The organism is Specibacter sp. RAF43, assembly GCF_052114065.1.
In the GTDB taxonomy this organism is placed as follows: Bacteria; Actinomycetota; Actinomycetes; order Actinomycetales; family Micrococcaceae; genus Specibacter.
Map to the genome: position 1 here is coordinate 44,409 of NZ_JBFREA010000012.1, position 21,268 is coordinate 65,676.

The following is a 21,268-nucleotide window of genomic DNA, read 5'->3' on the forward strand; positions in this document are numbered from 1 at the left end:
TCGGTCAAGTCATCGCTGACGCCAGGAGAATGTCCTCCGACCCCGCTCACATAATCCCGAGCTACGCCAGCGCCCTCGGCTGACGGTTCGTTTTCAGGCACGGCGCTTTCGACGGACCGCTACAACTACCGCCAGACCAAGGACCCCGAGGAGCCCCGCAGTCGCTACCCAGCCGGTCGTTGGGGCAGAGGCGGTTCCCTGGACCGCAGTCTGAATCTTCAGCCCGCGCGCGGGGCCTTGTGCAGGGACGTCGGCCGAGACGACCACTGATCGCAGCGTTGGGGAAGATCCGGTGGTGACCGGGGTGGCAGGCTTCGTGGTTGCCAGCACCGTGAACGGCGTTGACAGTCCGCTGGTGCCCGGGGCGGTGACAATGATGTTCTGGGTGCCGGCATTGGCGGCCGGTACCGTGGCGTTGATTCTGAAGGTCCCGTTCGAACCGACGGTCGTGGATCCGAGCCGAGGCCCTCCTGCACCGAGGGTCGCGGTCACTGTAGTTCCCGGGGTGTAGCCGGTCCCGGCGATCAGGAAGCTCCTCCCTGCAGCGCCGTTGGGCGCCGAAAGTGTGACGGCCGGGTTCCCAGGGGCCACGACAGTGTACTGCGCGCTCTGAGGCGTCGTGGTCCGCGATCCGACCACGGTCACGGTGTTCGGTCCCGCGACGGCCCCGTTGGGGACATTGGCCAGAACATAGGTTGCGGTGTCCGTACCAACGGTGAACTGTTGTAGGAGATCCTTGGTGGGTCCGAAGAGGACCTGCACGGTTTCACCCGGAATGTAGCCTGCGATGTTCACCTTCAACTCAGCCCCGGGTACGCCCGAAGCTGGCGTGAGCGAGAGCGCAAGGGACGGGGCAAGGACCTCAAACGGGAACTGCTTTGATAGGCCGTGGTCCGATGACACGACGAGATTCTGGTGGCCCGCCGGGATCATGTACGGCACATTGACCGGAAGGGAGAACATTCCGTTCCCGGCCCCTGGCACGTGCCCCGAACCAAGTTCCATGCCCCCCAGAGATACCGTGAAGGCTTCCCCCGTGGTGTAGCCAATACCAGAGACCGTGAACCCCGACCCGCGGGTCCCCGATGTGGCGGAGACGGACATCGCCGGTGGGAGGACGTTGAACGGAAGGCTCTGTATCGGTCGGGCTGCTATGTCTCGTATGGTGATGTCCTGTTGTCCCGGGGCAGTGCCGGCGGGAATGCTCACGAGCACGGAGAAGGTTCCATCCGTCGCTACCTGGGCTGTGGCCAGAAAGTTTCCCAGGGCGGAACCGGAGTTCGGGCCCATGAATACGTTCAACAGTTCGCCGCTGAGATAGCCGGAGCCCGATACGGTGAAGGACGATGTCTGGTACCCGGAGGCGGCGCTGAGGTGCATCGCGGGTTGACCCGTGACGGCCGGTTGCGATACCGGGGGCGGAGCGGCGGCGGGTGCCGAAGCATTGGCTGCGGTGATGCCCGCGGTCGAGCTCGCGACCAGCAGCAACCCGCCAACCGCTACAGAGGCCCAAGGTCGTGCGCGTGATTTGATCTTCAAGATGTCCCCAGTGTCTGGAATGGAAGTTGACGTTCTTCAGCCCTCGGCAACCGAAACAAGATGCGAACCACTGCACGGGCGACTTCCAACGTTGCTAACCTTCGGCACGAAGCGACTATGCGCACGTGCGGGCATGCGCACGTGCGGGCTCGCCCGAGCGTAACACGAGCGCAGCTGTCCGCGGGGATGGCCGCCTCATGTCGGGCGGACCGCAGTCCCACGGCAGGTTTGGCCGCGGACCGGGAGCACTTACAGTTGCAGGGTCAGCAGCGCGGTTGTCCAGTTGGCGGCGATCGCTGCGCGGCGACCAGGGTCACGCGGTGGGAGCACGGCGCCCGGTGCAACGCGTTCGCCACGGTGTCTTTCGGGTTGTATGTTGCCGGAGCACCCGCCCGGTTGGGTTCCACTCCGTGGCCGCCAACTAGCAGTAGCGGATTCTTCGATTGCACGTCGAATGCTCTTAGCGGCTATCGCGTAAGGTCCCAGGGAGGTCAGCAACTATACATTGAATCTAAACTCGACCACGTCGCCGTCGTGCATGACGTAGTCCTTGCCTTCGATCCGGACCTTGCCCTTGGCCTTGGCCTCGTGCATGGAGCCGGCCTCGATCAGGTCGTCAAAGTGGACCACCTCGGCCTTGATGAAGCCGCGCTGGAAGTCGGAATGGATGACCCCGGCGGCCTGCGGTGCCGTGTCGCCCTGGCGGATGGTCCAGGCCCGCGTCTCCTTGGGCCCGGCCGTCAGGTAGGTTTGCAGGCCCAGCGTGTGGAAACCAACCCGGGCCAGCTGGTCCAGGCCGGATTCCTCCTGGCCGTTGAGCTCCAGCATTTCCTTGGCCTCGGCCTCGTCAAGTTCGACGAGGTCGGCCTCCAGCTTGGCATCGAGGAAGATCGCATCCGCCGGGGCCACGAGTTCACGCAGCTCCGCCTGGCGTTCCGGGTTGCCGATGACGGCATCGTCAACGTTGAACACGTAAATGAATGGTTTCGCGGTCAGCAGGCCCAATTCCTTGAGGTGCTCCGGCTCGAGCTTGTCGCTCCTGACCGAGGAGAAGATGGTGTCGCCTCGTTCCAGGACGGCCTGGGCGGCCTTGACGGCGTCGAGCTCGGCGGCCGTGCGCTGCTTGAGCTTGACGGCCTTCTCGATGCGCGGGATCGCCTTTTCGATGGTTTGGAGATCGGCCAGGATCAGCTCGGTGTTGATGGTTTCCATGTCCGAGCGCGGATCGACCTTGCCGTCCACATGGACGACGTCCGGATCATCGAAGACGCGAATGACCTGGGCGATCGCCTCGGCCTCACGAATATTGGCCAGGAACTTGTTGCCCAGCCCCTCGCCCACGGACGCGCCCTTCACAATTCCGGCGATGTCCACAAATGACACGGTGGCCGGCAGCAGGCGGGCCGAGCCGAATACTTCGGCCAGCTTGGCCAGGCGCGGATCGGGCAGGCTGACGACGCCCACATTGGGTTCGATCGTGGCGAACGGGTAGTTCGCCGCGAGCACGTTGTTGCGCGTCAGTGCGTTGAAAAGAGTTGATTTGCCGACGTTGGGCAGTCCGACGATGCCAATAGTGAGAGCCACGGGTCAAGCTTACCGGCAGGGTCTGAATTCTGCCGCCTGCGGCAAGGTTGGGAAGCGTGAGCAATCTTTTGGAAGCCGGCGTGCTTCCGCCATGCGCTGAACCCGGCCCAAGTCTTGCGCCGGTGGCCAACATGCCCCAAACCCACCACGAGTCGCCCGCATGACGAAAGTCCACGGTCTTCATCTGGACGGAGTGCTTCCACCATGCGCAGAACCCGGCCCGGGTATCGCGCCGGTGGACAACATGCCCCAAACCCACCACGAGTCGCCCGCATGACGAAAGTCCACGCCCGGGCCGCCAACAGGCCAAATGGCGTGCGGTCAAGCACACAAGAACGGCGGGCTGCACGCCCGCCGTTCTCGGATTTGAATCCCGCCGGGTGCTAGTGCACCGAGAAGAGATTCTGCCACGCATTCGCATGAGCCACGGATCCAATGGTCGCCGCGTTGAGAGCGAATGCCAGATTGACACCGATCACGGGCGCGACATTGAAATTGAAGTCCAGGAACAGGGTTTCGCGGCTGGGAAGCAGCTCCGCGGTCTCGGCTTGGAGATCGAGGGAGCACAGTGCAGATGATGCCGTCATGGCGGTTCACCTTTCTCTGTGGCCGGGCATCCGCCAGAAACGGACACCCGGCGTCGGATCTGTCAGCGCTGGTGGACGCTAATGGATTGCCACGCTCCGCTGGTGGCGGAGGAGTGCAGTGTCGCGGCGTTGACTGCGTAGGACGCATTCGAAGCCATGACGCTGGCCCAGTTGATGTGGAAGTTCAGGAGCAGGGTCTCCCGCGAGGGAAGCAGCTCTACGCTCTGTCCCTCCAATTCCGTGGTGGTCAGTTTCTCCATGTCATTCACCTCCCTTCGAGTGTCGTTGCCAATGGCTGAATTGACTAAGTCTTTGATGCCCGGTGGCCCGCTCCCGCCGCCAGGATCCCCCTGCGACGCGGCTTCAGGTGACGCACCGGGCCCACAAGCTCGGGGTTCCGAGGCGGATGGCGACGCAGGTGGGCGCCGGCACCCGAAGCCTCCGCGCGCCGCCTGACTGCCGTTTGCCGGGAGGTGCGCAGGCGCCGCACCAGCTTGAGCCCGTCGACGACAAGCAGCTGAACCATCACGATGATCCCGGCGATGGGGAGCACTAGCAGGAAAATGGAAAGCGAGGACAGGATGACTTCCACCGGCCGGCCGCCGACCCATGCGGCGCTCAGCGCGTGCGCATGGGCGGCGACGGCGTCGGAGGCCTGGGCAACGATCAGCGGCATGTTCCACAGCAGCCAGGCAAAGAGAAATACGAGGGCGGGCATGACCGTGAGCACCCACACCTTGACGATCCGGCGGGCCGCCGGGCGCAACTCCGTGACCCGCGGGTCCGTCGGACGGCCCGGGATCAGGCTGCGCAAGACCGGTCCGACTCGGGAAAACAAGTCCGGCACGCCGGCCAGGTCCGCCAAGACGAAGTAGCCATCCAGCCGGATGGTTGGCGGAAGCTGCTGGAGCATCATGATCTGCGTGGTGAGGACGAACAGCAGCAATATCCCGTTGCCGGTCACCAGGTAGCCCAAGCCGGCCAGCAGCACGCACCAGACGTTGAAGTAGAGTCCGCCCAGGTCGGTCCGCAGCCGGCCGGCACGGTTGAGCCGGTAGGAATCGGTCACATTGGTAAAGAACGCGGGAAAGACCAGGTAGACGCCGAAACCGATGACGCCCGGTTCCGCGCCGCCGTATTTGCAGGCGGTGGCATGGCCCAGTTCATGGATCACCGCGCCGACGACCATCATGACGAAAAGTCCCAGCAGCAGGGTTGGGGTGACCCAGATTTGGGCCAAAGCCGCCATGATGCTGCTTGAGACGAACAAGTAGATGTCGAGTGCGACAAGGGCGGCGAGACTGACAATGACGACGGGCGGAAAGTAGAGGGGGCGCAGGAGCCCGGCAAGCCGGTTGACGGCGCGGGCCGGGAGGATGGCGCCCTTCAGGCGCAGGGCCAACAGCGGCCTGGCAGTGGGAGCGGGTTCCTCCATGGCCACGGTCCCGGAGGCATCCTCCATCAATCCCAAGGGCCGCAGCTTCGTCTCGATCAGCATGGTCAGCCCGGATTCGTCCAACTCCCGGCCGTAAATCTTGCTTACGGTGCCGGCCAGCACGGCCGTCGACGGCTGGGCGGCGGCCGACTGGAGAATAAGGTTCAGCAGCGCCGAAATCTGGATGACCTGCCCGTCGGGGCGCTGGACGAGAAACGTCGATTGCACGAGCCCGGACCCCGTCACCGGGCCCAGCAGCTCAACCCCGGGCACCAGTTGCCACTGAACTTCATCCTGTTTGCTGGCTTCAATCGTCATGGATCATGCCTTTGGTCGGCCGAGACGAGCGTTCCAACGGCGGGTTCACCGCTGATGAGTGGTGAACCCGCCGCCGGGGTGGAGCTGAAATGAAGCCGGGGCCGGCGCCTGTCACACCGGACCCCGGTGACTGGTGTCACTAGCGCTGGCTGACGCTAATGTGCTGCCATGCTCCGCTGGTTGCGCTGGAGTGCAGGGTCGCGGCGTTGACTGCGTAGGACGCATTCGAGGCCATGACACTTGCCCAGTTGATGTGGAAGTTCAAGAGCAGAGTCTCCCGTGACGGGAGCAGCTCTACGCTCTGTCCCTCCAATTCCATGACGGTCAGTTTCTCCATCTCATTCACCCCCTCTCGTGGAATGTAGCTCCGTTATCAAGGCCCGTTGAGCCAGTACGTACAGTAAAGGGCGGACGCCGTTACTGCCGCGTTACCGTTGGCGGCAGGCCCCGAGGCCGCCGTCTGCGGGCACCAAAAAGGTTCCGGGGAAGCGGCGCACCGCGTCCCCGGAACCTTCCTGGCTGCTACTGGTAGTGCCGGTTCCCCCGGAGGGCTACTGCCCGGACTGAACGTCGATGTTCCGTTGCACCGTGGCGGCCCCTACGTCCTTGAGGATGATCTGGGCCAACCTCGACGCAGTGTCATCCGTGAGGCTTTTCGCCTGGGGGGCGGATCGCTGCAGACCCTGGCGCTGCGGGGTGGCCTGGAGCCGTTGGGCCAGCTCGCCCTGAATCTGGGTGATCATGTCCTTCGCCTGCGCCGACAGGTCACGCCGCGTGCCCCCGGAAATGACGAACTGGATGGCCGCCGAGGTGGTGGCACAACCCGTGCAGTCCGCGTTGAGTGCAAGGGCCCTATTGTTCATGGTCAGCTGGGTGGCCCGGCGGGCGACCACCAACTGCACGGAAACGGCGGACGAGGCGCAGCCGGCGCAACTTGACCAGGCCGCGGCCGAATTGTCGGCGCTGGCCGCCCGCCCATCAAAATAAACCACCTGAAACGTGGTTGACACGCCGGAGCAGCCATCACAATTGCTCGTCGCGACGGCCACGGCGGTCGCCTTGCTCGTCGCTGAGGCGGTGCGCACGGTGCTTTGCGCGCTGTCCGTGACGGTCGGCTGCCCAGCGGTGGGAATGGCCGAGGACGCCGTGTCCAAACTCGTGGACCGGTGGATCTGTTGATGGGCGCCCAGTGCGGCCGCGTCTGCGGGGTTCAAGCCGCCGGTGGCCGGGCCGATCAGGAGCATCCCGGAAACCAGAACGAGCACGCCCAAGGCGCTTTTTACCAATTTTGTACGCATTGCTTTTCCTCATATCTCCTGTGAACATTCCGATTGGTGCGACGCTGCGCCCGGAGCCCACGAGGGGGCGGGGGAGATCCTAGAAGGTGCTGCGGCTGCGGGGCGGCGGTTGGGCAGACGGCGCCTGGGCGGGGCGCAGCGCTTCCATCACCTCGGCAAAAAGGGAGGACGGGCGCACTCCCAGTTCGCGGTTCAGCCGGCCGCGGAATTCATGGAATGACTGCATGGCGGAGACGTTGTTGCCGGCCTGCAGATGGCATTGGAGCAGAATCAGCTGTGCGCTTTCGCGCAGGGGTTCGATCGCCGTGGCCGCAAGGGCCGCCTCCAAGGCCCGTCCCGTGGACCCCACCTGCAGGAAGTAGCCGGCCAGTGCCTCCAGCCCGTCCAGGCGCAGCTGCTGCAGGCGTTCCTGTTCGAAGATGACCCAGTCGTCATACCAGCCCGGCAGCAGGTCCGCGTGGTGGAGGACATAAGCCGAATCCGGGGCCGCCAGGTTGCCGGTGTCCTGGATATCGGCGATGAGCCAGCGAATCCTGTGAAAGTCGACCTCGACGCTGGGTTCCAGAAGCAGGCAATCCGAGGACAGACAGATCAGGGCGGGAAGTTTGTGCGTAATGTGAAACAGGCTCGCACGGAGATTTCCGGCGGCCTGTGTCTCGGAGCTGTCCGGCCATAAGAGGTTCGCGAGGGCATGCCGTGACCGGGCGCCGAGGAGAGCCAGCGCCGCAATGACGCGTTGCTGGCGGAGACCAACGGCGAGGGGGCGGCCATCGAGTTTGAGTTGCCAAGAACCCAAGAGGCAGAGTTCCCAATGTTGACTGACCACGTCGTCCATATTTCCCCAAACCCCGACGTATCCACACTCAAGTGGCTCCAACGGCTGCCTATTGCCGGAGCGTGTGAACCGTCTGCAAGATTCCGCGCCCAACAGTTAGAGCATGGCCGCATGGCCATTCGTTGTCAATGGAATGCCGGCGAAAAAATGGGCGAAGCGCATCGGGTTGCGACCGCTCCCCAACGCATGCTCAGCCGGGCGCTTCTGCCAGCCACTGGCGGACGGTCTCAAGCAGCTGCTCAGGGCTGGTCACGACGGACACCTGCGGCTGGTCCGCCGAGGTCCGGCTAAAGGTTAGGCGGGCGCGGAAAGGCCCGTCCCCGGCCGGCTCCGACCACACGCGGATCACCATCGTCCCGCGTCCGTCGGTCTCCTCCACTGCGTCGTCATCATCCATGGTGACTATCGCCAAATCCCTGTCTTTCAATTCAGACCCCCATCTGACTTGGTGCATGCTTACCCATCGGTAATTGGCCCAGTGTATGCCCGAATATGCGTTCTAGCCATCCGGCCGCCTGCCCTGTGGATAATCTCATGCGACCCGAGGGCGGCCAGGGTGCGCGGCGGCCACATTGTCGCAGCCTCGTGGCATGGTGGCCATATGACTGGAATCAGCTGGCTTGTGGCCCTATTGATGTTGTTGCTTGGAGTGCTGGCGGGAGCCGCCGCGACGGCCTGGTATTTCCGCGGACGGTTGCGCGGAGCCGGGGCGGAGGCGCAGGCGGCCCGGCTGCGCGCCGGTGAACTGGGCGCCGATTTCGCCGCGGCGGACGCCGAGCGCCGACTGTTGCACAACCAGAACCGTTCGCTGTCCCTGCAGCAGTCCTCGGATTCGGCGGTCCTGCAGGCATTGGGGCCGGTCTCCGAAAAACTCAACGCCGTGCAGCGCCAGGTGGCCCTGCTCGAGCGCGACCGGGTGGAGCAATACGGCCAGCTGGCCCAGCAGCTCCGTGACGCCCGGGACGCGGATGCCAGGCTACTGTCCACCACCTCGTCCCTGGCGTCGGCCCTGCGCTCGAACAACGTGCGCGGCAAGTGGGGCGAGGTACAACTGCGCCGCGTGGTGGAGGCGGCCGGGATGCTGGCCAATGTTGACTTCCTGGAACAGGTCCACACCGCCACCGCCGACGGCGCCCACCGCCCGGACATGGTGGTGCGCCTGCCCGGGGGCAAGGAGCTGGTGCTCGATGCAAAGGTGCCGCTGTCCTCCTACCTGCTGGTGCACGACGCCGACTCCCCGGACAGTGCCGAGGCGCACGAACACCTGGCCCGCCATGCGAAGGCCGTCAAGGCGCACGTTGATGCGCTGGCCGCCAAGAAGTACTGGACGTCGGCGCACAACTCTCCGGAGCTGGTGATTTGCTTCGTGCCCGTGGAGTCCATCCTCTCCGCGGCGCTGGTGGCCGATCCCGCCCTGCTGGACTATGCCATGGCCAGGAACGTGGTGCTGGCCTCCCCCATCTCCCTGCTGGCCATCCTGAAGTCCATCGCTTTCAGCTGGCGCCAGGACGTGCTCACCGAGAGCGCCAAGGAACTCTTCGACCTGTCCGCGCAGCTCTACAACCGGCTGGGCACCATGGGGGAAGCGGTGGCCAATGTCGGCGCGTCGCTGAAGTCCGCCGTGGACCGCTACAACAAATTGGTGGGCACCCTGGAGGCCCGGGTGCTGCCCACGGCCCGCAAGCTCAATGCCTTCGACCCGGGCAGCCTTGTGTCCCCGCCGATGCTGGAGGTGTCCCCCCGGGCCCTGACGGCGCCGGAATTCGACGACGCTCCTCTTCCTACGTGACGTGCAATTCGTAGCTTTCCACGTCCCCCAAGGGGACGGCGTCGGGCGCCGGCATCCCGGCCTGGGCCACCAACTCGGCAAAGTCCCTCCCCCGGCTGAAGCGGTCAAAGGTGGCGCGGTCGGGGCAGGTGTCATAGATGGAGATCCCCGTCGGAGTGGTCAGGCACAGGTGGATCTGCAGGACGCCCGGAGGCATCAAGGCAAGCATGCGCCGGTGCCCCTCAAGCAGCTCCGACGTGTCCCCGGCAAAGTGGTAGACGCCCATGAACATCGGCGTTCTCCTTTCCATTTCGGCGACCGCGCCCGGGCCGGTTCGTGCCTCACGACCTGGATTCCAGCTCTCGGGCCAGGGCCGCGGGCCGCCGATCCGTCCACGGCCGGGCCCGCTCCAGCTGGCCGGCCAGGCGGAAGAGCAGCGCCTCGCCGCCAAAACGGCCCAGGAAATGCATGCCCACAGGCAGTCCGTCGGCGTCCACGCCCAGGGGGACGGACATGGCCGGGTTGCCGGTGATGTTCGCGTATTCGCCGTCAAACATGAGAAAACGGCCGGCCTCGCGTTCGCCCCGCAGGGGTTCTTCCTCGGTCCCGCCCAGGACGCCCAGGGGCAGCGGCGGCCAACCCACCGTGGGCGTCAGCCAGACATCAAAGTCCTCGAAGAATCCGGCCGTGCGCCGGCTGAATCGTTGCAGCTCCTCGGCGCCGGCCAGGTACGCCCCGGCGGTGATGGGCCGCGCGCGGGCAAACGTGGCGGCCGTGTAGGGCTCAATTTCCCCCGGCTCCGGGGGGCGGCCCATCCTGCGGGTCCAATACGCCTCGATCCATGCGGCGGCGCCCCCATAGACGGCCTTGATGGCACGGTGCCCGGACCGGTCCAGCGGTTCGGGATGGGCCGCCCTGACCTCATGGCCCAGGTCCGCGAGCAGCTCCACGGTGTCCTCAAACACCTGCAGGTAGTCCGGGTGCACCGCCTGCCCCGAATTCGGTGTCGCCGTGGCCGCGATGCGCAGCCGACCCGGCGGCGTATTTACCTCCAGGCGGTAGGGCCGTTGCTGCGGGGGCGCCCAATAGGGATCCCCCAGCGACGGACCGGCCGTGACGTCCAGCAACGCCGCGGAGTCGCGCACCGTGCGGGTCAGTGCGTGTTCGACGGCGAACCCGCCGGCCACGTCGCCATATTCCGGTCCCAACGGCACCCGGCCGCGCGTTGGCTTCAGGCCAAACACCCCGCACCAGGCGGCGGGATAGCGCAGGGAGCCGCCGAGGTCGTTGCCGTGGGCCATCGGGACCATGCCGGAGGCGACGGCGGCGGCCGAGCCCCCGCTGGACCCGCTCGTGGAGCGGCCCAGGTCCCAGGGATTGCGCGTGGGCCCGTGCAGCACCGGTTCGCAGTGCGGGCTCAGGCCAAACTCGCTGGTGTTGGTCTTGCCCAGAATTGCCAGGCCGGCGCGGCGGTGGCGGCGCACGAGTTCCTGGTCCTGCGTCGAGATGTTCTTCAGAAGCCAGCGAGAACCCTCGGTAAACGGCGCCCTCGCGATCTCCAAGGCCAGGTCCTTGACCAGGAAGGGGACCCCGGCAAGCGGCGAACCGGCGTCGGGCACTATGGCCGGGGGGTCCAGGTGTGCGACCAGGCAGTGCAGCAGCGGGTCAATCTCCCCGATCCGGTCCCGTGCCGCGTCAAGGAGTTCCGTGGGGGAAACCAGGCCCTTCCTGACCAGCTCCGCCTGCCCGACGGCGTCCATCCAGCGCAGCTCCTCGTCCATGCCCCAGTGTAAATCTCCGGGTGACGGCGCGGCCACTATCCGTTTGCCGGCGATCGTGCCGGCGTCCGGCCCGGCAGTACCGCTAGCTGGTGGGCCGGGCGCCGTGCCCGCCGAGTCCGCGGGAGGTGTCCCCGGCCGCCTTCAGCGTGGCGCGCAGCTCCTTGGGCAGCGAGAACAGCAGGTCCTCCTCGGCCGTGACAACCTCTTCGACGTCGACGTAGCCATACTCGGCGAGCAGCCGCAGCACGTCCTGGACCAGAATTTCCGGGACGGAGGCACCGCTGGTGAGGCCCACGGTGGAGATCCCCTCAAACCAGGATTCGTCCACCTCGTTGGCGAAGTCCACCCGGTGCGAGGCCTTGGCGCCGTATTCCAGCGCGACCTCAACCAGGCGGACGGAGTTGGACGAGTTCGCCGAGCCCACCACGATGACCAGCTCGGCCTGCGGGGCGATCTTCTTGATCGCCACCTGGCGGTTGGTGGTGGCATAGCAGATGTCGTCGCTGGGCGGGTCCTGCAGGGTGGGGAAACGGGCCTTGAGGAGTCGGACGGTTTCCATGGTCTCGTCGACGCTCAGCGTGGTTTGGGAGAGCCAGATGACCTTCTCGGGGTCGCGGACCTGGACCTTGTCGACGTCGTGCGGGCCGTTCACGATCTGAATATGGTCCGGTGCCTCGCCGGCGGTGCCCTCGACTTCCTCATGGCCCTCGTGGCCGATCAGCAGGATGTCGTAGTCGTCCGTGGCGAACCGCACGGCTTCGCGGTGGACCTTGGTCACCAGCGGGCACGTCGCGTCGATGGTGCGCAGGCCCCGGGCGGCCGCGGATTCGATGACGGCCGGGGACACGCCGTGCGCGGAAAAGATGACCAGCTCGCCCTCGGGAACTTCCTCGTTTTCATCCACAAAAATGGCGCCCTTGGCCTCCAGGGAGGACACAACGTGCACGTTGTGGACAATCTGCTTGCGCACGTACACCGGCGGGCCGTAGTGCTCCAGCGCCTTTTCCACCGCGATGACCGCCCGGTCGACGCCGGCACAGTAGCCGCGCGGGGCGGCCAGCAGGACCCGCTTCGGGCCGGGGACGGCGGCCGCGGCCGCGACGTCCTCGGGCGAGCGGCGGCGGCGCGGAACGGCGGGCATGGGGACGGAAACGGCGGTGGTGCTCATGGGTCCATCCTACGTGGTGGGTCTGCGCCCTACCATGAGCCCCACCACACCGGCAACCACCAAAACCCCGGCGGCAATAAACGTTGCGGTGATCCCGGCATGCCAGCTGGCCTGCGTCATCTGGCCCAGTTGTTCGCCGAATTGGTTGGCGACATCGTTCCCCGCGCCGATCCTCGACAGCTGGGCGGACGCGAACCGGGCGGCCAGCTCCCACGCCAGCGCCACACCCGCCAGACCGAGGCCGGCCCACAGCACCGGCAGGGACCGCCGTCGGGCCGCGGCAACGGCCAAGGCGAAGAGGACGACGGCGGCCAGCCCCAGCCAGCCGGCCGCCGCGCCCAGCGTGGCGAGCATGGGCAGGGCCCGGCTCACGGCGGGCTGGTCGACGACGATGGGTTTCGTGGCCGGCGCCGGCAGCTGGACGCCAAGACGCCCGGACACCTTGGCCGCGGCCAGCGCGACCATCGGGGAGATGTCCAGGGTGAGCGAGCGGGCCGCCCCGCCGGCCGGGGCAAACGTCAAGGCATGGCTGCGGCGCAGCGTTTGCGCCCAGGCGCCCGGGTAGCCGGGCTCGGACGCCAGGGCGCCCGCGGTGGAGGAAATGACGCCGGCGGCGAGGTGCCCCAGCTGCGGGGGCAGGTCAAGGTGCGCGGACGTCTGCGCGGCGACCATGGCCAGGAGTCCGTGCTGGAAGTCGGCGTTGGAACCCAGCGGCGCGGCCAGGTCCACGAAGCCCGCTTCCTGGACCACATTCCGTTCCACCCAGATCCCCGGGCCGGCGGCCGCGGCGAGGAGCAGGGCAATGATCACAAACAGTGCGGAGGCAAAAGAGCGCAAGCGTCTCCCCTATAGTGGCGGCGTTGTCTGTCCACATTATTGCACCGCTGTGGATGGCGGTCGGTCCATGTCGGTGCCGAAAGCTAGAGTTGGTTCCAGGCCCACAAACCAGCGAGCACAAACCAGCGGCAAGGACGGTGACCCATTTCCATGCAGGAACCCCTCGAACGGCAGGAACCCCTGGAGCGCAGGGTCATGCCGGCCACGGCGGCCGAAACCACGCCCGACAATCCGTGGCCGCTGCAATTGCTGAGCCAAAAACTCAAGACGCACATCGAGAAGGCCCCGGCCGCCTGGGTCGAGGGGCAGATCATCGAGCTCAACAAACGGGCCAATGTCAGCTACCTGACCATCCGCGACATTGACGCGGAGGTCTCCCTGAGCGTCACGGTGTGGGGTTCGGTGCTCAGCCAGCTGGCCGTCCCGCTGGAGCGCGGGGCCCGCGTGGTGGCCCAGCTCAAGCCCGATTTTTGGCTGAAGACCGGGCGCCTGTCCATGCAGGGCCGGGACATCCGGCCCGTGGGCCTGGGCGACCTCCTGGCGCGGATCGAGCTGCTGCGCCAGGCGCTGGCCGCCGAGGGCCTGTTCCATGCCGACCGCAAGAAGAAGCTGCCGCTGCTGCCGCACCGGATCGGGCTGATCACCGGCCGCAATTCCGACGCCATGAAGGACGTGCTGCGCAATGCGGCCCTGCGCTGGCCGGCCGTCGAATTTGAGGTGCGCGAGGTCGCCGTCCAGGGCGTGAACGCGGTCGCGGCCGTCATGGGCGCGCTGGCCGAGCTCGACGCCGACCCCCGCGTCGATGTGATCGTGATCGCCCGCGGCGGCGGCTCGCTGGAGGACCTGCTGCCGTTCAGCCACGAATCGCTGGTCCGGGCCGTGGCCGCCGCCCACACGCCGGTGGTCAGCGCCATCGGCCACGAGGCGGACCGGCCGCTGCTGGACGACGTCGCCGACCTCCGCGCCTCCACCCCCACGGACGCGGCCAAGAGGATCGTCCCGGACGTCTCCGAGGAGCTGCGCCGCGTCGATGCCGCCCGCATCCAGCTCAACCGCCGCATCAACAACCTGCTGGAGCGGGAGGGTGACCGGCTGGCCCAGCTGCGCTCCCGCCCCGTCCTGGCCAACCCCGAGTCCATGCTGACCAGCCGGCACGACGACCTCGTCCGGCTGGGTGGGCGGGCCCTGACCGCGGTGCGCACCCAGGTGGGGCGGCACGCGGACCGGGTGGCCCACCTCCGCGCCCAGGTGCGGGCCCTGTCGCCGCAAAAAACCCTCGACCGGGGCTACGCCGTGGTGCAGCTGGCGGACCGGCGCATCGTGCGCACCCCCGCGCAGGCGCCGGCCGGCACGGCCCTGAAAATCCGGGTGGCCGGCGGCGACTTCACCGCCGCGGCAACCCCGTCACAGCCAGGAAAGGATTGACCATGACCACGGAGACACCCAACCCCGCCACCGCCGGCATCGCCGAACTCAGCTACGAAAAAGCCCGCGAGGAGCTGGTCGCGGTGGTGAACCAGCTGGAGGCCGGCAGCTCGAGCCTTGAGCAGTCGCTGGCCCTCTGGGAGCGCGGAGAGGCGCTGGCCAAGCGCTGCGAGGAGTGGCTGGAAGGCGCCAAGGCCCGCCTCGACGCCGCCCGCGCCTCAACCGAGGGCTGACCGCCGCCGCCCTCGCGGCGTACGACAAGCGGGGCGTACAACGGGCGAGGCGGCGGTCCGGTGTTTTCGTAGGCGACGTCAAGGAGGCCTATGGCCGCTCGCGGCCGACGGCCGGGAAGTCGCCGAGAAAATGCCGGACCGCCGCCGTGTTCTATGAGAGCGAGGGTCGGCGTCAGGTGCTCTTGAGGCGGGCGCGTTCGTGCCGGACGTCGAAGTCGCCCGCGGGCCATTGCAGGTTCAGGGAGGCCAGGGCCTCGATCAGGATCTCCTGGACGGCCAGCCGCGCGTACCACTTCTTGTCCGCGGGAACCACGTGCCAGGGTGCGGCCGCGGTGCCGGTGCGCTCGAACGCCTTTTGGTAGGCGTCCATGTAGTCCGGCCAAAACACCCGTTCATCGACGTCCTTGGGGCTGTATTTCCAATATTTGGTGGGATCCTCGAGCCGTGCCAGCAGCCGCCTCTTTTGTTCGTCCGCACTGATGTTCAGCATGACCTTGACCACACGGGTCCCGGCGGCGGCCAGCTGGGTCTCGAAGGCGTTGATGGCGGCGTACCGGCGCTCCAACTCGGCGGGATCCGCCCAGCCGTGCACCCGATGGATCAGCACGTCCTCATAGTGCGAACGGTCAAAGACGCCAAAGATGCCCGGGCCGGGGACGGCCGGGCCGATGCGCCACAGGAAGTCGTGAGCCTTTTCCTCCTCCGTGGGGGCCTTGAACGCGGTGAGCCTCACGCCCTGGGGGTCCACGGACCCCACCACATGCGCCACGATTCCGCCCTTGCCGGCGGTGTCCATGGCCTGGAGCACCAGCAGGAGGGACTTCTGCCCGCCATACCGGCTCTCGGCAAAGAGCTGCTCCTGGAGCTGTGCCAGAACCGGCGCCCGGGCGGCCAGGGCGGCGGCGCCGTCGGCCTTCTTGCCGGAAAACCCGGGGGCGGCGTTGGTGGGCTCGGCGGTTAGGTGAAAGCCGGTGCCCACTCGCAGCAGCTCGGCGGGAGAGTCGGTGAAACCAAGAGGCAGTGGCACGGTGGAACCTTTCGCTAGGGCTTGTAGCTGCTGAGGAATTCCCCGATCCGGCCGATGGCTTCCTCCAAATCCACCACATTCGGCAAGGTGACGAGCCGGAAGTGGTCGGGGCGGATCCAGTTGAATGCCGTGCCGTGCGAGATGAGGATCTTTTGCGCCTCCAACAGGTCCAGCGCGAACTTCTCGTCGCTGGTGATGGGGTACATTTCCGGGTCGAGCTTGGGGAACAGGTACAGGGCGCCGCGGGCCTGACTGGTGGAGACGCCGGGGATGTCATTGAGCAGCCGGTAGGCGGTGTCGCGCTGTTCGCGCAGCCGGCCGCCCGGGAGGATGAGGTCGTTGATGCTCTGGTGCCCGCCCAGTGCGGTTTGGATGGCGTGCTGGCCGGGGGCGTTGGCGCACAGGCGCATGTTGGCCAGCAGGTTGATGCCCTCAAGGTAGTCGGCGGCGTCGGCCTTGGGCCCGGAGATGGCCAGCCAGCCGGAGCGGTAGCCGCAGATCCGGTAGGCCTTGGAGAGCCCGCTGAAGGTCATGCACAGCACGTCCTCGCCGGTGATGGTGGCCGTGTTGATGTGCACGGCGTCGTCGTAAAGGATCTTTTCGTAGATCTCGTCCGAGAACACCACCAGCTCATGCTTGCGGGCCAGATCCACCATGCCCTGGAGGATATGGCGGGGGTAGACGGCGCCGGTGGGGTTGTTGGGGTTGATGATGACCAGGCCCTTGGTTCGGGGCGTGATCTTGGCCTCCAGGTCCTGCAGGTCCGGCCACCAGTCGTTGTCCTCGTCGCACAGGTAGTGGACGGGGCGCCCGCCGGCCAGGCTCACCGACGCGGTCCACAGCGGGTAGTCGGGGGTGGGGACCAGGACCTCGTCCCCGGTGTCCAGCAGCGCCATGAGCGACAGCGTGATGAGTTCGCTGACGCCATTGCCCAGGTAGACGTCGTCGACGTGGATGTTGTGGATGCCGCGGGTTTGGTAGTACTGCACGACGGCGGTCCGCGCCGAGAAGATGCCGCGCGAGTCGGTGTATCCCTGGGCGTGGGGCAGGTGGCGGATCATGTCCACCAGGATGGCGTCCGGCGCCTCGAAGCCGAAGGGGGCGGGGTTGCCGATGTTCAGCTTCAGGATACGGTGGCCCTCGGACTCCATCTGCTGCGCTTTTTGCAGCAGCGGTCCCCGGATGTCATAGAGGACGTTGTGGAGCTTGGTGGACTGCTTGAATTCTGCCATTTACCAAATATGGCACACGGCGTGGGAACGGCGCTGGTGCGTCCGTCACAACTCGCCGCCCAGGAAGGCGGCCACTCGCTAGGAGGTGGCCTTGGTGAGGCCCCTTTCCACCAGCCAGGCGGCCGCCACGTCCGCCAGGGAGCTCTGGTGCCGGTCCCGGCCCAGCCGGTTCAGGTTGACCAGTTCCTCGCTGGTCAGCTGGGCGGAGACCTTGTTCAGCACCGTGCGCACGGCGGCGGTCACGCGGGCGGTGGCGACCACCGGCACCAGGGGGTCCGGGCGGAACGCATTCTTGGTGTCGGCAAGGACCACCAGCGCATTGTCCTCGATCCCCGGGGACGAGCTGTGGATATCGGCGGCCTGGACGTCATCCCGCAGCAGGGCCAGAAGGAGCTCGTCCTTGGTGTTGGGCAGCTCCACATAGCTCTTGGGCACACAGTTGTAGTCCGAGCCCAGGGTGGACAGGCCCCTCTCCGCCACCCGGAAGGCCGCCGATCCGCCCAGGGCGATCTTCTCGCACACCTTGGCGAGGTCGGCGATGGTCTTGAGCCGGTATTTTTCGGCCGTCACGGCCGTCACGGCGATGGAATGGTTGTCCTCGGCCTTGGCGGCCTCCAGCATGGTGGCGCCGGCGGGCAGCGTGGCCTTGACGGCGTCGAGCACTTCCTGGCTGGTGGCGGCCTGGCTGGTGGGCTGCAGCTGCGCCAGCATCGCGGACGCGTAGCCGGGCAGGATGTCCAGCGTGCCGGCGGTGATGCCGCCGAGCTGGGTCGGGTCCTTGGGGTCCTCGTCGCTGACCCGGGCCTTGACGCCGGCGGCGTTGAGTGCGGCCGTGTACACGTGGGCCACCAGGGCCCCCTCCAGCGGGACGGCGCCGTCCGGGACGGCCGGGGTCCCTACAAGCAAGGGGGTACCGGAGGTTTGGGAGACGCTGGGGATGACGACGATGGGATCCGGCGCGCAGCCCGTGGTGCCGGCCAGCAGCAGTGCCGCGACGGCGGCAACTACCAAGGGGCGGTGCAGGCGCACGGCTGTCTCCTCCCACGCTCGTTGTTCCCCGGGGCCGGCGGCCCACCGGTCCAGCCTACCGGTGGGCGATCCCGGTCCGCCTGCAATTACACTGAACTCGAGCGCCACCCCGGCCACGCCGTCCGAGGAGGGACAGGCCACCAAGCGAGGAAGCACGATGAAGGAACGGAAGTTCGCCCGCGGTCCGGCCATGCGTGATGTCGCCAATGCCGCGGGAGTCTCCGCCCAGACCGTCTCCCGCGTCCTCAGTGAACATCCCAATGTGCAAGAAAGCACCCGGCGGCGGGTCCTGGCGGCCGTGGAGGAGCTGGGATACCGGCGCAACAACACGGCCCGGGCGCTGGTGACGGGAAAGTCACGGACCATTGGCGTGCTGACGCCGGCAGGCAACAACTATGCACGGTCCTCCCTGGCGCTCGGGGTGGAGTTGGGCGCCCGGGAAGTCGGATACGCCGTCAATTCCGTCACCTCCGACCTGAGCGTGGCGGGCCTCATCGAGGCGGTGATGCGGCTCGTGCACCAGGGTGTGGACGGGATCATCATGGCCGCGCCGCTGCGGGAGGCAGCCCCCCGGATCCGGAAGCTGACGGCCAGGATCCCCACCGTCCACACCGACGGATCCCCGGGCAGGGGCCACGAATTGGTGGGCGTTGACCAGGATCGTGCGGTTGTCCTGGCCACCGGGCACCTGCTGGAGCTGGGACACCGGACGGTCTGGCAGGTGGCGGGACCGTCCGACTGGTCCGAGGCCGCGTGCCGGCTGGCTGGTTGGCGCCGGGCGCTGGCCGCCGCCGGCCGAGTGATTCCGCCGGAGCTGCACGGGGACTGGAGTCCGGAGTCGGGGTACCGCAACGGCCTGATCCTGGGGCGCAACCCCGAGGTGACGGCCATCCTGGTGGCCAGCGACGAAATGGCGTTCGGCGTCATCCGGGCCCTGACCGAGCTGGGCCGGCGCATACCGGAGGACGTGTCCGTGGTGGGCATTGACGACATCGACCTGGCCGCGTACGCCAACCCGCCGCTGACCACCATCCGACAATCCTTCCAGGACACCGGGCGCCGGGCCGTGTTCCGCCTGCTCGCCCAGATCGCCAATCCCGACCTCGACGCCGGCCCGGACCTGGTGGAGCCGGTGCTCGTGGTCCGCGCCAGCACCGCACCCCCTCCGGCCCCGGCCCGCCGCTAGGCTAAACGGCCCGGCTGTCCACCAGCAGCGGCACGCCAAAGATCGGGTCCCGGTCCAGGATGCGCACCTCGGTCAGCCCGGCCGCCGCCAGGTGGGAGGTGAACGCGGCCGCCAGCGCCGCCACGTTGCTGCCGAGCCCGCCGCCGAGCACAATTGGCCCGGCGAGGCCCAGCTGGTCCGCCACCTGGGCGGCCATGGCCGCCAGGTCCCGCCCCGCCTGGTCCACCAGGCGCAGCGCCTCGGCATGGGACTTTTCCGCCGCCGCAACCACGACGGGCGCCGCCGCGGCCCAGTAGCGCCGCGTCGTGCCACGGTGGAAGTGCCCGATGAGCTCGCCCGGGTGCGCCAGGGCGCAATAGTCCAGCAACGCCTCGGTGAGCTCATCCGGTGCGGCCCCGCGGTCCATCCGGTGCAGGCTGTACCGCACGGCCTCCCGGCCCAGCCAGTAGCCGCTGCCCTCATCCCCGAGCAGGTACCCCCAGCCGCCGGCCCGCGCCTGGCGGCCCGTGGCGTCGATGCCCCACGCGGCCGACCCCGTGCCCGCGATGACGGCAACGCCGGTGGATGCGCCCCCGGCGGCGAGCAGCAGCCGCGTGTCGTGCACCACCGTGATCCGGGCACCCGGCACAAAAGGCGCGATGAGGGCGCGCAGGGCGGCGGCGTCGTCGTCCGTGTCAATGCCGCCGGCGCCGGCAAACACCAGCGGGGCGCCGGCCTCCTCCAGCCGCCCGGCCAGGTGGGCGAAGAGCTCGCCCATGTGGGTGCGGGCGGTCTCCACGCTCACGTTTTGGACGTTGGCGCTGCCCACCGTGACGTCGGCCGTGACGGTGCCGTCCACCCAGACCATGCCGCGGGTCTTGGAGCCGCCGATGTCCAGCCCCACGATCGTGCCGGGCCGGCGGTTGAAAGTGTTGGTCATCACCCACTTAGACTAATGGCATGATCCCTTCGCCCCTCATTGCCGCCCCCATGGCCGGTGGCACCACGACGCCGGCCCTCGCCCTGGCAGCGCAGGCCGCCGGCGCCTTCGCGTTCGTTGCCGGCGGGTACAAGACCGCCGGGACCCTGGCGGCCGCCATTGCCCCCATGCGGGAGACCGGGGTGGACTTTGGCGTAAACATCTTTGTGCCCCGCCCGGGCGCGTTCTCCGACGGCGAGGCCGCCGCGCTGGCCCGCTACCGGGTGGAGCTGCGCGCCACGGCCGACCGCCTGGGCGTGGCCGTGCCGGCATCCGATCCCTCCCTGTCCGACCCCAAGGTCCAAGACTTTTGGGCCGAGAAGGTTGACCTGCTGCTCGCCGAGCCCGTCCCGTTCGTCAGCTTCACCTTTGGCCTGCCCCCGGAATCTGTCGTGGCCGCGCTGCACCGCGCCGGCACGCGCGTCATCGCGTCGGTCACCTCCGTTGCCGAGGCCCTGGCTGCGCAGGCCGTGGGGGCCGACGCCCTGGTGGTCCAGCATGCCGACGCCGGCGGGCATTCCGCCGCGTTCCTGCCACGCGCCGACGCGTCCGCGGGCAACGGCGCCGCCGGGCTCGTCGCGGACGTGCGCTCCGCCGTCGAGCTTCCCCTCATCGGCGCCGGCGGGATTGGCGACGCCGCGACGGCCAAGCGGGTCCTCGCGGCCGGGGCCTGCGCCGTGCAGCTGGGAACAGCGCTGATCCGCACCGACGAGAGCGGCGCCCGCCAGCTGCACAAGGATGCGCTCGCGGATCCGGCCTACACCGAGACGGCCGTGACACGCGCGTTCACGGGGAAACCGGCACGGGCCCTCGTAAACGACTTTGTCCGCCGGCATTCGGCCTCGGCGCCGCACGCGTACCCCGAGGTGCATTTCCTCACCGCCCCGCTGCGGTCCGCCGCGGCGGCAGCCAACGACGCCGCCGCCGTCAACCTGTGGGCCGGGACGGCGTGGCGGTCCTCGCAGCCGGGCCCGGTGGCCCGCGTGATCGAGGGTTTTTTGGCCGGGCTGTAGCCGCACATTCTGGGG

General features: G+C 67.7%; 22 protein-coding genes. 5 read left to right on the top strand and 17 right to left on the bottom strand.

Features of this window, described 5'->3' with window-relative positions; translation table 11 throughout:
- Positions 1 to 93: 93 nt before the first annotated feature.
- The 9 genes from AB4Y80_RS08325 to AB4Y80_RS08365 all read right to left on the bottom strand — a co-directional run bounded on the left by AB4Y80_RS08325 (position 94) and on the right by AB4Y80_RS08365 (position 8,008).
- Positions 94 to 1,380 (bottom strand): hypothetical protein, encoded by a 1,287-nt coding sequence (locus tag AB4Y80_RS08325; RefSeq protein WP_442213578.1) that lies wholly within the window; start codon positions 1,378 to 1,380, stop codon positions 94 to 96.
- Positions 1,381 to 2,037: 657 nt separating this feature from the next.
- Complete coding sequence (gene ychF, locus AB4Y80_RS08330; protein ID WP_442213579.1) at positions 2,038 to 3,123, bottom strand: redox-regulated ATPase YchF; 1,086 nt, start codon at positions 3,121 to 3,123, stop codon at positions 2,038 to 2,040.
- 383 nt (positions 3,124 to 3,506) lie between these two features.
- Positions 3,507 to 3,710 carry a hypothetical protein gene (locus AB4Y80_RS08335; protein WP_442213580.1) on the bottom strand — a complete coding sequence of 68 codons (204 nt, stop codon included), beginning with the start codon at positions 3,708 to 3,710 and terminating at the stop codon, positions 3,507 to 3,509.
- A gap of 62 nt (positions 3,711 to 3,772) precedes the next feature.
- Positions 3,773 to 3,970 (bottom strand): hypothetical protein, encoded by a 198-nt coding sequence (locus AB4Y80_RS08340; protein WP_442213581.1) that lies wholly within the window; start codon positions 3,968 to 3,970, stop codon positions 3,773 to 3,775.
- Positions 3,971 to 4,014: 44 nt separating this feature from the next.
- Complete coding sequence (locus tag AB4Y80_RS08345) at positions 4,015 to 5,463, bottom strand: hypothetical protein (RefSeq protein WP_442213582.1); 1,449 nt, start codon at positions 5,461 to 5,463, stop codon at positions 4,015 to 4,017.
- A 139-nt stretch (positions 5,464 to 5,602) separates the two neighbouring features.
- Positions 5,603 to 5,800 (bottom strand): hypothetical protein, encoded by a 198-nt coding sequence (locus AB4Y80_RS08350; RefSeq protein WP_442213583.1) that lies wholly within the window; start codon positions 5,798 to 5,800, stop codon positions 5,603 to 5,605.
- A 214-nt stretch (positions 5,801 to 6,014) separates the two neighbouring features.
- Positions 6,015 to 6,761 carry a hypothetical protein gene (locus tag AB4Y80_RS08355; RefSeq protein ID WP_442213584.1) on the bottom strand — a complete coding sequence of 249 codons (747 nt, stop codon included), beginning with the start codon at positions 6,759 to 6,761 and terminating at the stop codon, positions 6,015 to 6,017.
- A 79-nt stretch (positions 6,762 to 6,840) separates the two neighbouring features.
- Positions 6,841 to 7,557 (bottom strand): AfsR/SARP family transcriptional regulator, encoded by a 717-nt coding sequence (locus AB4Y80_RS08360; protein WP_442213586.1) that lies wholly within the window; start codon positions 7,555 to 7,557, stop codon positions 6,841 to 6,843.
- A 229-nt stretch (positions 7,558 to 7,786) separates the two neighbouring features.
- Entirely contained in the window at positions 7,787 to 8,008 is a 222-nt protein-coding gene (locus AB4Y80_RS08365) for a hypothetical protein (protein ID WP_442213587.1), read from the bottom strand.
- Between the two features lie 189 nt (positions 8,009 to 8,197).
- On the opposite strand from AB4Y80_RS08365, the gene AB4Y80_RS08370 reads away from it, so the two are divergent.
- Positions 8,198 to 9,385 carry a DNA recombination protein RmuC gene (locus AB4Y80_RS08370; protein ID WP_442213588.1) on the top strand — a complete coding sequence of 396 codons (1,188 nt, stop codon included), beginning with the start codon at positions 8,198 to 8,200 and terminating at the stop codon, positions 9,383 to 9,385.
- On the opposite strand, the gene AB4Y80_RS08375 is transcribed toward AB4Y80_RS08370, so the two are convergent.
- From AB4Y80_RS08375 to AB4Y80_RS08390, 4 genes are all read right to left on the bottom strand, one after another.
- On the bottom strand, positions 9,378 to 9,656 hold the full coding sequence (locus AB4Y80_RS08375) for a hypothetical protein (RefSeq protein WP_442213589.1): 279 nt from the start codon (positions 9,654 to 9,656) through the stop codon (positions 9,378 to 9,380). The genes AB4Y80_RS08370 and AB4Y80_RS08375 overlap by 8 nt on opposite strands.
- Before the next feature lie 49 nt (positions 9,657 to 9,705).
- Positions 9,706 to 11,145: an amidase gene (locus tag AB4Y80_RS08380; RefSeq protein WP_442213590.1), complete on the bottom strand. Its 1,440-nt coding sequence runs from the start codon at positions 11,143 to 11,145 to the stop codon at positions 9,706 to 9,708.
- Between the two features lie 82 nt (positions 11,146 to 11,227).
- On the bottom strand, positions 11,228 to 12,313 hold the full coding sequence (locus tag AB4Y80_RS08385) for a 4-hydroxy-3-methylbut-2-enyl diphosphate reductase (protein ID WP_442213591.1): 1,086 nt from the start codon (positions 12,311 to 12,313) through the stop codon (positions 11,228 to 11,230).
- A gap of 9 nt (positions 12,314 to 12,322) precedes the next feature.
- The gene (locus AB4Y80_RS08390) at positions 12,323 to 13,150 is read right to left on the bottom strand and encodes a hypothetical protein (RefSeq protein WP_442213592.1); all 828 of its coding nucleotides are present in this window, start codon (positions 13,148 to 13,150) and stop codon (positions 12,323 to 12,325) included.
- Positions 13,151 to 13,300: 150 nt separating this feature from the next.
- Between AB4Y80_RS08390 and xseA the strand changes: the two genes are divergently transcribed.
- Entirely contained in the window at positions 13,301 to 14,575 is a 1,275-nt protein-coding gene (gene xseA, locus AB4Y80_RS08395) for an exodeoxyribonuclease VII large subunit (RefSeq protein WP_442213593.1), read from the top strand.
- Between the two features lie 2 nt (positions 14,576 to 14,577).
- The gene (locus AB4Y80_RS08400) at positions 14,578 to 14,808 is read left to right on the top strand and encodes an exodeoxyribonuclease VII small subunit (RefSeq protein WP_442213594.1); all 231 of its coding nucleotides are present in this window, start codon (positions 14,578 to 14,580) and stop codon (positions 14,806 to 14,808) included.
- 172 nt (positions 14,809 to 14,980) lie between these two features.
- Here AB4Y80_RS08400 and AB4Y80_RS08405 read toward each other — a convergent pair whose 3' ends face one another.
- The 3 genes from AB4Y80_RS08405 to AB4Y80_RS08415 all read right to left on the bottom strand — a co-directional run bounded on the left by AB4Y80_RS08405 (position 14,981) and on the right by AB4Y80_RS08415 (position 18,096).
- Positions 14,981 to 15,835, bottom strand: a complete 855-nt coding sequence (locus AB4Y80_RS08405; protein ID WP_442213595.1) for a PPK2 family polyphosphate kinase — start codon at positions 15,833 to 15,835, stop codon at positions 14,981 to 14,983.
- 14 nt (positions 15,836 to 15,849) lie between these two features.
- On the bottom strand, positions 15,850 to 17,067 hold the full coding sequence (locus AB4Y80_RS08410) for a pyridoxal phosphate-dependent aminotransferase (protein ID WP_442213596.1): 1,218 nt from the start codon (positions 17,065 to 17,067) through the stop codon (positions 15,850 to 15,852).
- A 78-nt stretch (positions 17,068 to 17,145) separates the two neighbouring features.
- Entirely contained in the window at positions 17,146 to 18,096 is a 951-nt protein-coding gene (locus AB4Y80_RS08415; protein ID WP_442213597.1) for a glycine betaine ABC transporter substrate-binding protein, read from the bottom strand.
- A gap of 157 nt (positions 18,097 to 18,253) precedes the next feature.
- Here AB4Y80_RS08415 and AB4Y80_RS08420 point away from each other — a divergent pair, with 157 nt between their 5' ends.
- On the top strand, positions 18,254 to 19,282 hold the full coding sequence (locus AB4Y80_RS08420) for a LacI family DNA-binding transcriptional regulator (protein WP_442213599.1): 1,029 nt from the start codon (positions 18,254 to 18,256) through the stop codon (positions 19,280 to 19,282).
- A 1-nt stretch (position 19,283) separates the two neighbouring features.
- On the opposite strand, the gene AB4Y80_RS08425 is transcribed toward AB4Y80_RS08420, so the two are convergent.
- Positions 19,284 to 20,201 carry an N-acetylglucosamine kinase gene (locus AB4Y80_RS08425; protein ID WP_442213600.1) on the bottom strand — a complete coding sequence of 306 codons (918 nt, stop codon included), beginning with the start codon at positions 20,199 to 20,201 and terminating at the stop codon, positions 19,284 to 19,286.
- Positions 20,202 to 20,221: 20 nt separating this feature from the next.
- Here AB4Y80_RS08425 and AB4Y80_RS08430 point away from each other — a divergent pair, with 20 nt between their 5' ends.
- The gene (locus AB4Y80_RS08430; RefSeq protein ID WP_442213601.1) at positions 20,222 to 21,253 is read left to right on the top strand and encodes a nitronate monooxygenase; all 1,032 of its coding nucleotides are present in this window, start codon (positions 20,222 to 20,224) and stop codon (positions 21,251 to 21,253) included.
- Positions 21,254 to 21,268: the final 15 nt, after the last annotated feature.

Coding starts and splice junctions, on each gene's coding strand:
- AB4Y80_RS08430 (WP_442213601.1), top strand. CDS start 20,222: ATGATCCCTTCGCCCCTCATTGCCGCCCCCATGGCCGGTGGCACCACG.
- AB4Y80_RS08400 (WP_442213594.1), top strand. CDS start 14,578: ATGACCACGGAGACACCCAACCCCGCCACCGCCGGCATCGCCGAACTC.
- AB4Y80_RS08340 (WP_442213581.1), bottom strand. CDS start 3,970: ATGGAGAAACTGACCACCACGGAATTGGAGGGACAGAGCGTAGAGCTG.
- AB4Y80_RS08355 (WP_442213584.1), bottom strand. CDS start 6,761: ATGCGTACAAAATTGGTAAAAAGCGCCTTGGGCGTGCTCGTTCTGGTT.
- AB4Y80_RS08380 (WP_442213590.1), bottom strand. CDS start 11,145: ATGGACGAGGAGCTGCGCTGGATGGACGCCGTCGGGCAGGCGGAGCTG.
- AB4Y80_RS08350 (WP_442213583.1), bottom strand. CDS start 5,800: ATGGAGAAACTGACCGTCATGGAATTGGAGGGACAGAGCGTAGAGCTG.
- AB4Y80_RS08425 (WP_442213600.1), bottom strand. CDS start 20,201: ATGACCAACACTTTCAACCGCCGGCCCGGCACGATCGTGGGGCTGGAC.
- AB4Y80_RS08345 (WP_442213582.1), bottom strand. CDS start 5,463: ATGACGATTGAAGCCAGCAAACAGGATGAAGTTCAGTGGCAACTGGTG.
- AB4Y80_RS08370 (WP_442213588.1), top strand. CDS start 8,198: ATGACTGGAATCAGCTGGCTTGTGGCCCTATTGATGTTGTTGCTTGGA.
- xseA (WP_442213593.1), top strand. CDS start 13,301: ATGCAGGAACCCCTCGAACGGCAGGAACCCCTGGAGCGCAGGGTCATG.
- AB4Y80_RS08325 (WP_442213578.1), bottom strand. CDS start 1,380: ATGCACCTCAGCGCCGCCTCCGGGTACCAGACATCGTCCTTCACCGTA.
- AB4Y80_RS08335 (WP_442213580.1), bottom strand. CDS start 3,710: ATGACGGCATCATCTGCACTGTGCTCCCTCGATCTCCAAGCCGAGACC.
- AB4Y80_RS08375 (WP_442213589.1), bottom strand. CDS start 9,656: ATGTTCATGGGCGTCTACCACTTTGCCGGGGACACGTCGGAGCTGCTT.
- AB4Y80_RS08410 (WP_442213596.1), bottom strand. CDS start 17,067: ATGGCAGAATTCAAGCAGTCCACCAAGCTCCACAACGTCCTCTATGAC.
- AB4Y80_RS08420 (WP_442213599.1), top strand. CDS start 18,254: ATGAAGGAACGGAAGTTCGCCCGCGGTCCGGCCATGCGTGATGTCGCC.
- AB4Y80_RS08385 (WP_442213591.1), bottom strand. CDS start 12,313: ATGAGCACCACCGCCGTTTCCGTCCCCATGCCCGCCGTTCCGCGCCGC.